Origin of the sequence: Sphingobium yanoikuyae, assembly GCF_034424525.1 — a bacterium.
GTDB classification, from domain to species: domain Bacteria; phylum Pseudomonadota; class Alphaproteobacteria; order Sphingomonadales; family Sphingomonadaceae; genus Sphingobium; species Sphingobium yanoikuyae.
Genome location: NZ_CP139979.1, coordinates 4,080,466 through 4,094,077, shown reverse-complemented (window position 1 = coordinate 4,094,077; position 13,612 = coordinate 4,080,466). Strand labels below are relative to the sequence as shown.

The 13,612-nt window shown below is 65.9% G+C and carries 14 protein-coding genes; 9 read left to right on the top strand and 5 right to left on the bottom strand.

Features of this window, described 5'->3' with window-relative positions:
* The 5 genes from U0025_RS18910 (at position 1) to U0025_RS18890 (ending at position 4,555) form a co-directional block, all read left to right on the top strand.
* On the top strand, positions 1-1,677 hold the full coding sequence (locus U0025_RS18910; RefSeq protein WP_004209047.1) for a class I adenylate-forming enzyme family protein: 1,677 nt from the start codon (positions 1-3) through the stop codon (positions 1,675-1,677).
* Positions 1,674-2,573, top strand: a complete 900-nt coding sequence (locus tag U0025_RS18905) for a sugar phosphate isomerase/epimerase family protein (protein ID WP_004209046.1) — start codon at positions 1,674-1,676, stop codon at positions 2,571-2,573. Before U0025_RS18910 ends, U0025_RS18905 begins: the two co-directional genes overlap by 4 nt.
* A gap of 27 nt (positions 2,574-2,600) precedes the next feature.
* Positions 2,601-3,362, top strand: coding sequence for an SDR family NAD(P)-dependent oxidoreductase (locus tag U0025_RS18900; RefSeq protein WP_004209045.1), 762 nt, complete (start codon positions 2,601-2,603; stop codon positions 3,360-3,362).
* Positions 3,362-3,784: a nuclear transport factor 2 family protein gene (locus U0025_RS18895; protein ID WP_004209044.1), complete on the top strand. Its 423-nt coding sequence runs from the start codon at positions 3,362-3,364 to the stop codon at positions 3,782-3,784. Before U0025_RS18900 ends, U0025_RS18895 begins: the two co-directional genes overlap by 1 nt.
* A gap of 78 nt (positions 3,785-3,862) precedes the next feature.
* The gene (locus tag U0025_RS18890) at positions 3,863-4,555 is read left to right on the top strand and encodes a CDP-alcohol phosphatidyltransferase family protein (protein WP_004209043.1); all 693 of its coding nucleotides are present in this window, start codon (positions 3,863-3,865) and stop codon (positions 4,553-4,555) included.
* 6 nt (positions 4,556-4,561) lie between these two features.
* Here U0025_RS18890 and U0025_RS18885 read toward each other — a convergent pair whose 3' ends face one another.
* Complete coding sequence (locus tag U0025_RS18885; RefSeq protein WP_004209042.1) at positions 4,562-5,101, bottom strand: cupin domain-containing protein; 540 nt, start codon at positions 5,099-5,101, stop codon at positions 4,562-4,564.
* A 185-nt stretch (positions 5,102-5,286) separates the two neighbouring features.
* Here U0025_RS18885 and U0025_RS18880 point away from each other — a divergent pair, with 185 nt between their 5' ends.
* From U0025_RS18880 to U0025_RS18865, 4 genes are all read left to right on the top strand, one after another.
* Positions 5,287-6,069, top strand: coding sequence for a hypothetical protein (locus U0025_RS18880; RefSeq protein ID WP_004209041.1), 783 nt, complete (start codon positions 5,287-5,289; stop codon positions 6,067-6,069).
* 100 nt (positions 6,070-6,169) lie between these two features.
* Entirely contained in the window at positions 6,170-6,907 is a 738-nt protein-coding gene (locus U0025_RS18875; protein WP_004209040.1) for an SDR family oxidoreductase, read from the top strand.
* A 51-nt stretch (positions 6,908-6,958) separates the two neighbouring features.
* Complete coding sequence (locus U0025_RS18870; protein ID WP_004209039.1) at positions 6,959-8,428, top strand: aldehyde dehydrogenase family protein; 1,470 nt, start codon at positions 6,959-6,961, stop codon at positions 8,426-8,428.
* Between the two features lie 31 nt (positions 8,429-8,459).
* Positions 8,460-9,194 carry a TetR/AcrR family transcriptional regulator gene (locus tag U0025_RS18865; protein ID WP_004209038.1) on the top strand — a complete coding sequence of 245 codons (735 nt, stop codon included), beginning with the start codon at positions 8,460-8,462 and terminating at the stop codon, positions 9,192-9,194.
* Between the two features lie 115 nt (positions 9,195-9,309).
* Here U0025_RS18865 and U0025_RS18860 read toward each other — a convergent pair whose 3' ends face one another.
* Genes U0025_RS18860 through U0025_RS18845 form a run of 4 tightly spaced genes read right to left on the bottom strand, consistent with a single transcriptional unit; the run spans position 9,310 to position 13,429 of the window.
* On the bottom strand, positions 9,310-10,116 hold the full coding sequence (locus U0025_RS18860) for an enoyl-CoA hydratase/isomerase family protein (RefSeq protein ID WP_004209037.1): 807 nt from the start codon (positions 10,114-10,116) through the stop codon (positions 9,310-9,312).
* 10 nt (positions 10,117-10,126) lie between these two features.
* Entirely contained in the window at positions 10,127-12,337 is a 2,211-nt protein-coding gene (locus U0025_RS18855; RefSeq protein WP_004209036.1) for an acyl-CoA dehydrogenase, read from the bottom strand.
* Between the two features lie 5 nt (positions 12,338-12,342).
* On the bottom strand, positions 12,343-13,176 hold the full coding sequence (locus tag U0025_RS18850; RefSeq protein ID WP_004209035.1) for a coniferyl-alcohol dehydrogenase: 834 nt from the start codon (positions 13,174-13,176) through the stop codon (positions 12,343-12,345).
* A 22-nt stretch (positions 13,177-13,198) separates the two neighbouring features.
* A complete protein-coding gene (locus tag U0025_RS18845) occupies positions 13,199-13,429 on the bottom strand; it encodes a ferredoxin (protein WP_004209034.1) in 231 nt (76 codons plus the stop codon).
* Between the last annotated feature and the right edge of the window lie 183 nt (positions 13,430-13,612).

Below are 13,612 nucleotides of genomic sequence, written 5' to 3'. Positions count from 1 at the left end.
ATGGCTGCGCTCTCGATCGTCGCCGGCCCGCCTCTCTCTGAAGAGGAGGGCCTGGGCACGCTGACGCTCGGCGGCTGGCTGCGTGAGGTTACGCAGGCCCATGCCGGGCGGGAGGCGCTGGTCTTCCACGGACCCGATGGCGTGGTCCGCTGGAGCCATGACGATCTGTGGGCGCAGGCCAATGCGGTCGCCCGGTCGCTGGTCGCCTGTGGCGTGGGCAAGGGCACGCGCGTCGGCGTGCTGATGACCAACCGGCCGGAATTTCTCTCGGCCGTGTTCGGCGTCGCGCTGGCGGGCGGCGTCGCCGCCACGCTCAGCACCTTCTCGACCCCGGCCGAACTTGACCATCTGGTCCAGTCCTCGGCCTGCTCCGTGCTATTGCTCGAACGCGCGGTCCTGAAGAAGGATTTCGGCGCGATCCTCGCCGATCTGGAACCGGCGATCGGCGTCGCCGGCGACGGCCGGCTCGTCTCCACCCGCTTCCCCTTCCTGCGCCATCTCGCCGCCGTCGACGGAGCGATGGGCCGGATCGAGGACTGGGGCGACTTCCTTGCACGCGGTGACGCGGTCGATCAGGCGCTGGTCGATGCCGCTGCCGCCACCGTCATGCCGGCCGATCCGGGCGTGCTCTTCTTCTCCTCCGGCTCCACCGCCAAGCCCAAGGGCATCATCAGCGCGCATCGCGGTCCGACCTTGCAGCTCTGGCGCTGGAAACGCTTCCTGCAAGCGAAGCCCAATGCCCGCGCCTGGTCGGCCAATGGCTTCTTCTGGTCGGGCAATTTCTGCATGGCGATCGGCGGCGCGCTGACCGGCGGCGGCAGCCTGATCCTGCAACAGACCTTCCAGCCGGCGGAAGCGCTGAGCCTGATGGAAGCGGAAAAGGCGACCATGGCCTTTGCCTGGCCGCATCAATGGGCGCAGCTGGAAGCCGCACCCAATTGGGGCGATGTCGATCTGTCCTCGCTCTATTATGTCAATCCGGCCAATCCGCTCGGCCGCCATCCGACCGTCAGCACCGACTGGCAGGAACCGATGGCCGCCTATGGCAACACCGAAACCTTTACGATCAGCTCGATCTTCCCGTCGGGCACGCCCGAGGAGCGGATCGCCGGCAGCCATGGCGCGCCGCTGCCCGGCAATATCTTCAAGATCGTAGATCCGCTCACCGGCGCGGTTGTGCCGCTCGGCGAACGGGGCGAGATCGCGGTCAAGGGACCGACCTTGATGCTGGGCTATGTCGGCATCCCGCTCGATGACTCGGTCGATGGCGAGGGGTTCTTCCGCACCGGCGACGGTGGCTGGTTCGACAGGGAAGGGCGGCTGCACTGGGAAGGGCGGCTCAACGACATCATCAAGACTGGCGGCGCCAATGTCTCGCCGATCGAGATCGACAGCGTCATCAAGACCTGTCCGGGCGTCAAGGTGACCCAGACCGTCGGCGTCCCGCATGAGACGCTGGGCGAGCTGGTGGTCACCTGCATCGTCCCGCATGCGGATGCCACGCTGGACGAGGACGGCATTCGCGGCTTCGCCAGGGAGCAACTGGCCAGCTTCAAGGTGCCCCGTCGCGTCCTCTTCTTTGCCGAGAGCGATCTGGAACTGACCGGCAGTGCCAAGATCAAGACCGCCGACCTCAAGGCATTGGTGGTCAAGCGGCTGGAGGTCGAGGCGGCGTGACCGATCCGGCCGGGCGATTGCGGGCACCGCAATGCCTTGGTCGCCGGTCGCTGCTGCTGGGCGGTGGCGCGGCCTTGTTGCTGCCGGGCCAGGTGGCGGCGAGGCGCGGCGCATGGACGCTGGGTCTGGCCGACACCACCGTGCGCAAGGAACTGGCGCGCGACTATGCCGGCACGCTGCGCGCGGTGGCGGCGATGGGCTATGGCCGGTTCGGCTTTCGCCTCGCTTCCTATGTCGCCAACGACCTGTCCGAACCCACGCCGCAGGACAAGGCCCGCATGGTGCGCGATGCCGGCATGGCGGTGGGCGTGGTCCGGCTCGGCGTGCGCGGCGCGGACTATGACCGGCAGTTCGATCAGGCGGCGGCGATCGGCGCGAACATCGTCGCGCTGACCACCGCGCCGATCTTCATCGCCAGCCGCACGCTGGGCCAGACGACCCGCGCCGCGCTCGACGCCTATATCCCGCAGCTTGCGGCGCTGGGGGGAAAGGCGAAGGCGGCCGGCCTGACGCTCGCCTATCATAATCACTGGTATGACCTGATGCCGATCGACGGCGACCGGCCGCTCGACCTGATGGCCAGCCGGATCGCGCCGGACCTGCTCTCGTTCGAGGTCGACCTGGCCTGGGCCTGGTATGCTGGCGTGGCGCCGCTCGATCTGCTGGCGGCGCTGGGACCGCGCGTGGTGTCGATGCATCTGAAGGATATCGACCGGAACCATGGCACGGCGATCACCGACCATGCGGTCACCCCCGGCCGTGGCGAGATGGGCTATGCCGCGCTGATGCCGCGTATCGCCCGGCTGACCCGCGCGACCGGCTATGTCGAGGTCGATAATCCCGAGGATGGGCTGGCGGCGGCACGCGCCGCCATGGCCTATCTGCGCGGGCGATAGGGTTTCAAACAGAATAGGAGGCAGAGGATGGCGGGACGTTTCGCGGGCAAGACCGTGCTGGTGACGGGCGGCGCGGCGGGGCTGGGGCGCGCCTATGCGCTCGCCTTTGGCGGCGAGGGCGCGCACCTGATCCTGGCCGACATCAACGAAGCGGGGCTGGCCGAGAGCAAGGCGCTGGTCGAACAGCTTGGCGCCACCGCCGCCGTGCATCGCGTCGACATGAGCGACGAGGCCGATATCCAGGCCTTCGCCGCCGATGTGCTGGCCGTCCATGACCGCCTCGACGTGCTGATCAACAATGCCGGCCTCCATGCCGGGGAGATTGCGCGCGGTTTCTTCGGTCTGGGTCAGGCCAAGTGGCAGCATTATTTCGCGGTCAACACCATCGGCCCGCTGCTGCTGGCCGAAGCATTGCGGCCGGCATTGGCGAAAGCGAAGGGCGTCATCATCAACAAATCGTCGATGGCCAGCTACAACCCGGCCACCGCCTATGGCATCACCAAAGCCTCGCTCAACATCTTCACCCATGCAATGGCGATGCAGTTCGGCCAGGACGAGATACGCTGCGTCGGCATCGCGCCGGGGCTGATGGCGACCGAGGCGGCGCAGGACGGCGTCGCCGCCGACAATTGGGAGCGGCTGAAGGGCATGCAGTCGGTCAAGCGCCAGGGCACGGCCGAGGATATCGCCAATCTCGGCCTGTTCCTCGCCTCCGACGAGGGCAGCTTCATCAATAATCAGGTGATATTGTGCGACGGCGGCAACCAGATGCGCGGTTTCCGTTTCTGATGGCCGCGCCCGATTTCGCCGACTGGCTGGCCATCGCCAATGTGAAGGCGCGCTATTGCCGTCTGCTCGATGCCAAGGATTGGGACGGCTTTGCCGCGCTGTTCACGCCCGACTTCCGGCTCGACGCCACCGGATCGGGCGGGCCGCTGCTGGAGGGGCGCGATGTCGCGATCGCCAGCGTCCGCGCCTCGATCGACGCGGCGCGCACCGTCCACCATGTCCATTCGCCCGAAATCGCCATCGACGGCGACACCGCGACCGCCATCTGGGCGATGCAGGACCATCTGGTCTGGCCCGATGGCCGCAGCCTGATCGGCCATGGCCATTATCATGAACAATATCGCCGGGAAGGCGGCCACTGGCGCATCGCCAGATCCCGCCTCACCCGGCTGGCGATCGACATGAAGGTGCCACCGACCTGAACGGGAAGGCGGGCACCATGTCGTCATGTGTGGGGGATGTTGTCTTGTCCGCGCCACATATGTCCTCGATAAGGGATCATGACAGATCAAAGACATGATGCGGCCACGACGCTGGACCGCATCCAGCAAAATTTCCTGGCGCGTTCCGAACGCCAGCTTCTCACCTGGTTGTGCGCCCGGATGCCGCGACAGGTCACGCCGGACCTTTTGACCCTGCTGGGGCTGATCGGCGCGCTGATGACCTTCATCGGTTATACCGCCAGCAATGTCGGTGCATCCTGGCTGCTGCTCGCGATCCTGGGCTATGTCGTCCAGTGGTTCGGCGATTCCATGGATGGCAGCCTGGCGCGCTACCGCCGGATCGAACGCCCCTCCTATGGCTATTTCATCGACCATAGCTGCGATGGACTGGTGACCTTGCTGATCCTCGCCGGCATCGGCCTCAGCCCCTATGTCACCATGGATGTCGCCCTGGTGGCGCTCGCCGGCTATCTGCTGCTGTCGATCCACGCCTATCTCTCCGCCCGCGTGCTGGGGGAGTTCAAGCTCTCCTATCTGTCGGCCGGCCCGACCGAATTGCGGCTGATGCTGATCGCGCTGACGGTGATGATGATGGTGCTGGGCGACAAGCCCGGCCTGTTCGGGCGCTGGTCCGGCTTCGACATCTTCGTCGGCACGGTCGGGGTGATCCTGATCATCCTGTTCGTTGGCCAGACGCTGGTGACCGGGCGCCGCCTGGCCGCGCATGAGGCGGCAAACGGCCGGGGCTGATCGCCCCTATCCGCCGCCGGGCTCGGGTCCGAAGGACAGGCCCGACGGCGGCGTCTCGCCTGTCCAATGCGCGCGCTGCGCCGAGACCTGCGCCACCGCCCGGTCCCAATAGGCGCGGTTGTTGGCGAGCATCCTGATGTCGAAGCTGTCGGAACCGCGAAATTCCAGCACCTCTACGCCCTCGTCGCCGGGCACATAGGTGTAGGGGACGTTGGCGCCAACGAAGAAGCCGTCGCCCGCGCCCAGTTCTTCCGTGCCGATGCGCAATGATCCGGCGAGGATGAAATAGAGGCAGTCGACATCATGGCTGTGGCGCGGCAGCGGGAAGCCGCTGCGGAACCAGGCATGGGTGAGGCTGAGGCCCGGCATGGAAAAGAGCAGCTTCACCCGCGTGCCTTCCAGCATGCCCGCCTCGACCGCGGCGATCGATCCTGCCATCTCGATCGGCGTCGGCGGCACCGTCGCCATCAGGCCGCTTTCCTCGAAATCAGTGGCGTCCTTCGCGCGGAACAGGGCGAAGCGGGGCGCGGCTACAGGGTCGGTCATCACGCGTCCTTCCGGCATGATTGCCGCGCCAGGATGGGGAGCGCTGCCGACAGGGTCAATTCGCGCCCGCTTCTCAATGCCCCGGCGATCATTGGCCGGCGGCTCTGGCATGTGCGGGGCATCCATGCTGGATTGCCGCCGCACACAGGGTCGGGACCAGCCGGCCGGGCAGCCGGGGACGAGGAATGAGCCTGTATACCACCATCCATTTGCACAATGTCGCGGCCGGCCGGGCGGATGATTATGCCCGCTGGTTCGACGGCGCGCATCAGGCGGATTTGGCCCGGCTGCGCGGCTTTCGGTCGGCCGATCGCTATGAGGTGACGCCGCAGCAGATCATGCCCGACATTCCCCAACCCTGGCGCTTCCTGTCGGTCTATGAGTTCGACTATGCCGCGCCGGAGATCGACCTGCCGGCGCTAGCGCCCTTGCTGGCCGATGCGCGCGACGCGGGGCTGATCGACGACAGCGACGAAAGCGAGCGCATCCACAGCTATGCCATGTATTCGGACTGGGTCGCCAGCCCCAATCACCAGCCCGACCAGCCCTTTTCCGGGGTCTCGATCATCCTCGCCAATTTCGTCGCCGGGCGGGAGGCGGAATATCATCACTGGTATGACACGGTCCATGGCCCCGAAGTGACGCGCGTGCCGGGCAAGGTGGCGATGAAGCGTGGGCGTCTCTCGCCGCTTCAGGTCGAACCGCGCCGCTATTGTCCCGGCAGCGACCTGGTCTTCTGCGCCCAGCAGACCGACGACCTGCTGTTTACGGTCAAGGATTTCAGCGCGCGCGCGCGCGGCGTCAGCCCCAGCGGCGTCGCCTTCCAGCCGCGCTCCTCGGCCGGCTCCTTCGCCCGCACGGTCCATTATTTCGCCAGGATCAGCGGCGCCTGCTTCTGGCCGGGCGGGATCGCCTATGATGGCGACCTGTCCGTCTATCCGGCCGATTTCGCGCGGCCGGCGGGCTGAATTTCCCAACTATCGCGCGCGCGATGCGGCGCCATCTTGCCGCGCCGCGGACGACATGCGCAAGTAAATGCCAACAGCACAAGAACAGGTGGAGCGAGAGGTGAGCAAGGTCATCGTCATTACCGGTGCGGGCGACGGGCTGGGACGCGCATTGGCGCGGCGGTTCGCGCGCGATGGCGAAACCGTCATCCTGCTGGGCCGCACCCTGTCAAAGGTCGAGGCGGTCGCGCAGGAACTGGGCGAACCCCATTTCGCGGTCGAATGCGATGTCGGCAATCCCGTTTCCGTCCGCGCCGCCTTTGCCACGATCGCGCAGCGTCATCCCAGGATCGACGTGCTGATCAACAATGCCGCCATCTACGAACCCTTCACCCTGGCCGAGGTGCGCGACGAGCAGATCGCAGCATCGCTCGCCACCAATGTCGCCGGCCCGATCCATTGCGCGCGGGAGGCGCTGCCGCTGCTGCGCGGGGGCGGTCATATCATCAATGTCACCAGCGAATCCGTGCCGCTGAAAATGCCGATGCTGTGGCTCTATGCCGGCGGTAAGGCGGGGCTGGAACTGATGTCCGACATGTGGGCACGCGAACTGGAGCCCGAGGGCGTGCGCGTCACCGTGGTCCAGGCCGGCATGATGATGGACGAGACCAAGACCGGCAGCAGCTGGCCGATGGATGTCGCGATCCGCTTCGCCCAGGAAAATGCCAAGGTCGGCCTCAATCTGCGCGAGCGCGGCATCAGCCATTATAATTCGGTCACCGACGTCTTCCGCGCCGTGCTCGACATGCCGGCGGACCTGCACATCGGATCAGTCGCCCTGAGCGCGCGCAAGCGCTGACCGGGCGACTTATCCACAACATCCACAGAAGTTATCCACAGGAAGGCGATCATGGCCACTCTTCCCGAAGCCAAGCTCTATATCGACGGCGTGCTGCGCGGTGCCGAAGGCGGCAAGACCTTTGAGGTGATCGGCCCCTGGACCGGCGAGCCGGTCGGCACCGCCGCCGATGCCTCGCCCGCCGATGTCGAGGCCGCGATCGTCGCTGCCCGCCGCGCCTTTGACGAAACCGACTGGTCGACCAATGTCGACCTGCGCGTCGCGCTGGTGACGAAGCTGCGCGACCTGTTCCAGGCGAACAAGGAACGGCTGTCGGATCTGGCCCGGCATGAGGCCGGCGCTGCCATGGGGGCCGTCGGCCGTGCCCATGTCGACATGGCGCTCGATGGCTGGGACGATTATCTCGCGGTCTTTCCCAAGCTCAAATGGGAAAAGGATTATGGCGGGCGCACCGGCTATGGCTTCGAAAGCCTGCGCAAGGCGGTCTATGAACCGGTCGGCGTGGTTGCGGCGATCACGCCCTGGAACGTGCCGCTCTATGTGAATGTCGGCAAGGTCGTGGCCGCGCTGCTGGCCGGCTGCACCGTGATCCTGAAGCCCGCGCCCAACACGCCGGGCATGGGCGCCATCTTCGGCGAACTGGCGGCGGAGGCGGGCTTCCCCGCCGGCGTCATCAATGTCGTGTTCGGCAGCGATCCGGCGCTGGCCGGCGAGATGCTGGTCACCGATCCGCGTGTCGACCTTGTCTCCTTCACCGGATCGACGGGCGTGGGCAAGCGCATCATGGAACAGGGCGCCGCCACGCTGAAGCGCGTCTTCCTGGAACTGGGCGGCAAGTCGGCCAAGATCGTGCTCGACGATTCCGCCAATTTCGCGATGGACGTCGCCCAGACCATGCTGGTCTTCCATGCCGGCCAGGGCTGTGCCGTCCATTCGCGCCTGCTGGTGCCGCGCAGCCGCTATGAGGAGGCGAAGGCGATCCTGAAGCATGCCTATGCCAGCTTCGGCGACAATTGGGGCGATTTCGACAATCCCCAGCACATCATGGGGCCGGTCATTTCCAAGCGGCAGATGGAGCGGGTGCTGTCCTATGTCGATATCGGCCAGGCCGAGGGCGCGACCCTGCTGGCGGGTGGCAAGGCGCGGCCGGACAAGGGCGGCGGCTATTTCATCGAGCCGACCTGCTTCGTCGACGTCACCAACGACATGCGCATCGCCCAGGAAGAGATTTTCGGGCCGGTGCTGGTGGTCATCCCGTTCGAGGATGATGCCGATGCCGTGCGCATCGCCAATGAAAGCAGCTATGGCCTGTCGGGCGGCGTCAGTTCGGGCAATCTTGACCGGGCGATCAATGTCGCCAAGCAGATCCGCAGCGGATCGATCAGCGTCAATGGCGGCATGTGCATCGCCGGCGACTTGCCTTTCGGTGGCTACAAGGCCAGTGGTGTAGGCCGCGAATGGGGCCTCGAAGGGATCGAGGAGTTCCTGGAAACCAAGCTGATCGCCTGGCGCGCCGCCTGAGGCGCGCGACGGGGCATGGATAGGACGGGTTTTGACGGCAAAGGCATCGATTGCGGCGGACGGGCCGTCGGAACCCAAGGGCCGGGGACGGGCCACCAAGGCACTGAGCCATAATCTCAATGGCCAGCGCCTGGGTCGCAAGGGGCGCGACACGCGCGAGCGTATCCTGGCGGCGACCAACGAATTGTTGGCGGGGCCGGTGGATGTCGAAATCTCGCTGAGCGCGGTCGCGCGCCAGGCCTCGCTCGGCATGACGTCGCTCTACAATTATTTCTCCGATCTCACCGAATTGCTGCTCGCCGTGCTGGAGCCGGTGATGGCCACGGCCGAGGCCGACTATGTCGGCCTGCTGCGGACCCGATGGAGCGAGGAGGAACTGGGCGAGAAGGCGCTGGCCTTCGTCACCGCCTATCATGGCTTCTGGGTCAAGCACTCCCGCCTGCTCCACCTGCGCAACAATATGGCCGATCGCCAGAATGAGCGGATGATGCTGCATCGCGTCCATGCCGCCCAGCCGGTGATGCGGCTGCTGGTCGACCAGATGGATGGCGGCAGCGAAGAGGCCGGATCGCCGGTGTTCAGCATGGGCACCGCGCTGATGACCGGGCTGGAGCGTGTCGTCACCGTCACCACCGACATGGCGCTGCAGAATATCCTCCATTCCCCGCATCCGCTGGCGCGCACTCATTTGCTGCGGGCCGAGGCGCGGCTGATGGAACTGGGCATCCGCGACTATCGCGCGATGCTGCGCGATACGCGCGCCTGAGAGCGGCGCGCGTTCGACTTATCCACAGGCTTATCGACAGAAATTATCCACAGCTTTTCCCACGCCTGTCTGTGGAAAAAGCTGTGGATAAGTGTGTGGATGGGAGAAGGAAAACTCAATCCTTCTTGCCGCCGATGCCCTTCAGATAGCGTTCCATCCCCTCCAGATAGGCGGGGTTGAGCATCAGCGCGCTATTGGCCATGCGTTCGACATGGCGACCCATGGACGGGCCGACTTCGGCGGCCAGCTCGATCGCGATCTTGGCGGCGCCCATCTGCTCGCCATTCTGCTTGGTGAGGTGGCGACAGAAGGCGAGGGCCGCGTCCTCGAAGCCCTCGTCCGGCATCACGTCATGCACCAGGCCCATGATCAGCGCCCGGTCGGCATCGGCCTTCTGGTTGCCCATGATCAGCCAGCGCGCCCAGTGCGGACCGCAGATGCGGGTCAGGCGGCTGACCCCGTTGGAGGCCGGCAGCACGCCGAACAGCCCTTCGGGGAAGGAGAAGGCGGCCGACTTGGCGGCTAGGCGGAAATCGCAGGACAAGGCCATTTCCAGCCCGCCGCCGACGCAGGTGGCGTGGATGGCGCAGACGATCGGCTTTTCCACATGCTCCATCTCGTCATAGATGCGCTGCATCCCGTTGAGCTGGAGCCGGTGATTTTCGCGGATGCCGCTGGGCGTGCGGGGATATTCCCTGGGCGACCCGCCGCTCTTCATGTCCGCACCGGAACAGAAATAGCGGCCGGTCGATCGGACCAGCATCACCTTCAGCTCCGGCGTGTCGCGAAAACGGATCAGCGCCGCCTCGAACAGCGCCATCGTCTCCGCCGATAGCGCATTGAGCTTGTCCGGCCGGTTCAGCGTGGCGATGAGAATGCCATCCTGTTCCTGCGTCAGCAGATGGGGCGCGTCGTCCGTCATGCGATCTTCCTCAGGCGCGGGTGCGCGGCAGGCCGAGGCCCTTTTCCGCGATCATGCTGCGATGCACCTCGCTGGTGCCGCCATAGATGGTTGCGCCCTGCGCGTGGCGATAGAACATGTTGATCTCCTCCGCCGGGCCCTTCCGCTTGGACAGCGAGGCCGGGGCGGTGAGGTCGAGCAGGTCGCGCGCGTCGGTCAGGAACTTCTCCGAACTGAACATCTTGGCCATCGGGCCATAGGCATGGTTCGGCTTTTTTTCCGACATGACCCATTGGGCGCGATAGGTGATGAGTTCCGACGCCCACAGATTGGCGGCGGTGCGGGCCAGCCGCGCCTGTGCGCCGCCATCCTCGATCAGCGGCCTGCCCCTGTGGATAAGTTCGCGACAAAGGGCTTCGCCGGCCTGCAGCATCTTGCGCTGATATTTGGCGAATCCGCCGCCATGTTCCAGCTCCAGGCTGGCGCTCATGGTGCGCACGCCGCCATCAATCTCGCCCAGCCGCCAGCTGTCGGGGATGCGCACGCCATCATAGAAGGTGATGTTGGTGCGCTCGTCCTGGAAGGTGTGGACCGGCTGCACCGTCACGCCATCGGCCTTCAGCGGCACGATGAACATGGTGAGGCCCTTATGCTTGGCCACGTCCGGATTGGTGCGGCAGAGCATCAGCACATAGGTGGACAGGTTGGCGCCCGACGTGAACATCTTGGTGCCGTCGATCCGCCAGCTGCCATCACCCTCCTGCGTCGCGCGGCATTGCGCGGCGAACACGTCGGAGCCCGAGCCGGGTTCGGAATAGCCGAGCGAACAGATCACCTCGCCGCGCATGATTTCCGGCAGCACTGCCTGCTTCAGCTCCTCGGTGCCGAAGCGGTGGATGATGAGCGACACCATCTGCGTCACATTGGCGGCAGGGTTGTTATAGCCCTGCTCCTCGAACGCATCCATCGCCGCCGTCTTTTCATAGGCGGACAGGCCCCGGCCACCGACATCCTTGGGCAGGCCGAGATAGAGGAGATTCTGCGCCGCCAGCTTGCGGTTGAGTTCGGGGTTATAGCCCTCCCAGCTATAGTGGAAGGTCGCCCGCATCTCCGGCGTGACATTGGCGGCGAAGAAGGCGTTGATCTCGTCCTTGATCGCCTGCGCCGCTTCGCCCAGGTCGAAATCGACCGGCATCGGCCCGGCGTCGGGCAGGGCGGCGGCCTCATCGGCGTAGAGCCGGCGGCCGGCCTCGTCGAGCCAGCGTTGCGGATCGCCGCCGACCAGCGGCCAGGCCTTGGCCCGCAGATTATAGAGGAAGATGTCATATTCGGTGGTGAGGCCATAGCCGCCGAAGGTGTGGAGCGATTGCGCCACCGCCTTGGCCGCGCTGTTGGCATTCCACCAGGCGGCGATCGAGATGGCACCGCCGGCTTCGGGCGCGCCATCGGCCAGGTCGCGGATCGCCTTCCACACCAGGAACTTGCCGCCGTCGATTTCGCAAAGAATATCGGCCAGCGGATGGGAAATGGCCTGGAACTGGCCGATATATTGGTCGAACTGCTTGCGCTCGCAGGCATAGGCGGCGGCAAGCTTCAATGCCTCGCGGCCGATGCCGGCCAGACCGGCGGCGATCAGCAGCTTCCATTCCTCGATCCCGGCGGCGAAGATCGCCAGCGCCTCGGCCCCCGATGCCAGCACCGTGCGCGGATGCGCCGACAGGTCGATCTGCGCGATCGGGGTGGAGGCCAGATTATCCTCCGCCTTGCGTGCCTCTGCCGGCACGGTGACGAGGAGGATGTCGTCACCCGACCGGGCCAGCACCGCTTCGGCCACCAGGCCACCGCCAATCCACTGGACGGGCGTGTCCGCGATATCGTCGAAGGCGAAGCTGGCGACCGCATCGCCCGCCAGTACGCGGCCAAGCAGGTCGGCCGTCGCCTCGCCGCCCAGTTGCGCCAGCAAGCGCGCCGCCACCAGCGCTTCGGCCAGTGGCCCCGAAGCCAATGTCCGTCCCGCTTCCTCCATCAGGATGGTCGCGTCGAACAGGCCGAGGCCGAGACCCCCGGCCTCTTCGGGCACGCGGATCGACAGCGCGCCCAGTTCCGCCAGCCCCTGCCACAAAGCGGAGTCGAAGCCGGTCGGCGCGGCGGCGCGGACCCGCGCCATGCTGCTATGTTCGTCCAGGAAGCGCGCGAACATGTCGCGCATCATCTCCTGATCGTCGGTCAGGTCGAAATTCATGGGGTTCAGGCCTCGGCGGGCGCCGAACGCCGCATCATGACGCTGAGGTCCACCTGGCCGGTGGCGACGCCGCCCATGAAGCCGCCATCGACCGGGAAGACCACGCCATTGACGATGCCGGCCAGATCGCTGTTCAGCAGCACGATGCCGCCCGCCTGTTCGGCCGGGGTCGAGTAACGGCCCATCGGCTCGGCGGCGGCGGCGACCACATCCTTGCCGGACGCGGCCTCGAACGTCGCCATCATCGGCGTCTGGGTGGGCGAGGGCAGGGTGCAGTTGATGCGAATGCCCTTCTTGATGAGATGCGCGCCCATAAACTGGGTCCAGACGATCACATTCTCCTTGGAGAAGCTGTAGCCTTCCTTGACCACATCATCGAGATGCGCCTCGCACCAGGCGACGGCGGCGTCATAGCCCTTGGTGGTGACGAACTCCATGTTGGTCGGGATGCGGCGGCTCCAGCCCAGCCCGCCGGTGGAGGCAATGCTGGCGATCGCGCCGCCCGGTCCCATCAGCGGCAATACCTGTTCGGTCAGGTGGCGCAGGCCGATGAAGTTCACCTTCATGACGTCGAGCGGCGGGAAGGACTGGGGCAGGCCGGCGCAGTTGAACAGCGCATCCACTTTGCCGCCGATGCCGGCCACCGCCGCCTCGATCGAGGCCGGGTCGCGCAGGTCGACATTGGTGAAGGAGGCGAGCGGCAGGCTGCTGTCCCTGAAGTCGAGGCCATGGACCTCGGCGCCCAGCTCCAGCAGCAGCTTGGCGGTCGCCTCGCCCATGCCGGAGAAGCAACCGCTCACGATCACGCGCTTGCCCTTATAGCCCAAAATGTCGCTCATTTCGCTCTCCCGGATTCTCTGATTATGCCTTGGCCTTGGGCGGCCAGCTGATGCTGCCATCATCTTCCTCGACGACGATGATGCGTTCGGGGCAGGCGCGCGCGCCGCGCTTGGCGGTCTGCTGCTCGCCATCTGCCACGTCGAAACCCTCGGTCGCGATATAGCCGTCCTCGTCCAGCGGATACATGTCCTCGGACACGGCGGCGCAGCGGGCATTGCCCACGCAGCCTGACTTTTCGATGCGGATTCTCATCTGCCCTCTCCGGCTATTCTGACCTTCCTTAGAAAGGAGATTGCGGCCCCGATCAACGTGGCCCCCGGCACAATCGCCATCGCGATACGGAGCCGCGACGCGGATCGTCGGTGCGTTATCTGGCATCACCGCACCCAGCCCCTTTGCCTTTGCCGGGCCGCCGGGCAAAACGGGTCCGACAAG

Excerpts from the sequence above, each read along its gene's own strand:
- U0025_RS18885 (WP_004209042.1), bottom strand. The coding sequence starts at position 5,101 with ATGACCGACCCTGTAGCCGCGCCCCGCTTCGCCCTGTTCCGCGCGAAG.
- U0025_RS18880 (WP_004209041.1), top strand. The coding sequence starts at position 5,287 with ATGAGCCTGTATACCACCATCCATTTGCACAATGTCGCGGCCGGCCGG.
- U0025_RS18855 (WP_004209036.1), bottom strand. The coding sequence starts at position 12,337 with ATGAATTTCGACCTGACCGACGATCAGGAGATGATGCGCGACATGTTC.
- U0025_RS18895 (WP_004209044.1), top strand. The coding sequence starts at position 3,362 with ATGGCCGCGCCCGATTTCGCCGACTGGCTGGCCATCGCCAATGTGAAG.
- U0025_RS18910 (WP_004209047.1), top strand. The coding sequence starts at position 1 with ATGGCTGCGCTCTCGATCGTCGCCGGCCCGCCTCTCTCTGAAGAGGAG.
- U0025_RS18890 (WP_004209043.1), top strand. The coding sequence starts at position 3,863 with ATGACAGATCAAAGACATGATGCGGCCACGACGCTGGACCGCATCCAG.
- U0025_RS18870 (WP_004209039.1), top strand. The coding sequence starts at position 6,959 with ATGGCCACTCTTCCCGAAGCCAAGCTCTATATCGACGGCGTGCTGCGC.
- U0025_RS18850 (WP_004209035.1), bottom strand. The coding sequence starts at position 13,176 with ATGAGCGACATTTTGGGCTATAAGGGCAAGCGCGTGATCGTGAGCGGT.
- U0025_RS18900 (WP_004209045.1), top strand. The coding sequence starts at position 2,601 with ATGGCGGGACGTTTCGCGGGCAAGACCGTGCTGGTGACGGGCGGCGCG.
- U0025_RS18860 (WP_004209037.1), bottom strand. The coding sequence starts at position 10,116 with ATGACGGACGACGCGCCCCATCTGCTGACGCAGGAACAGGATGGCATT.
- U0025_RS18845 (WP_004209034.1), bottom strand. The coding sequence starts at position 13,429 with ATGAGAATCCGCATCGAAAAGTCAGGCTGCGTGGGCAATGCCCGCTGC.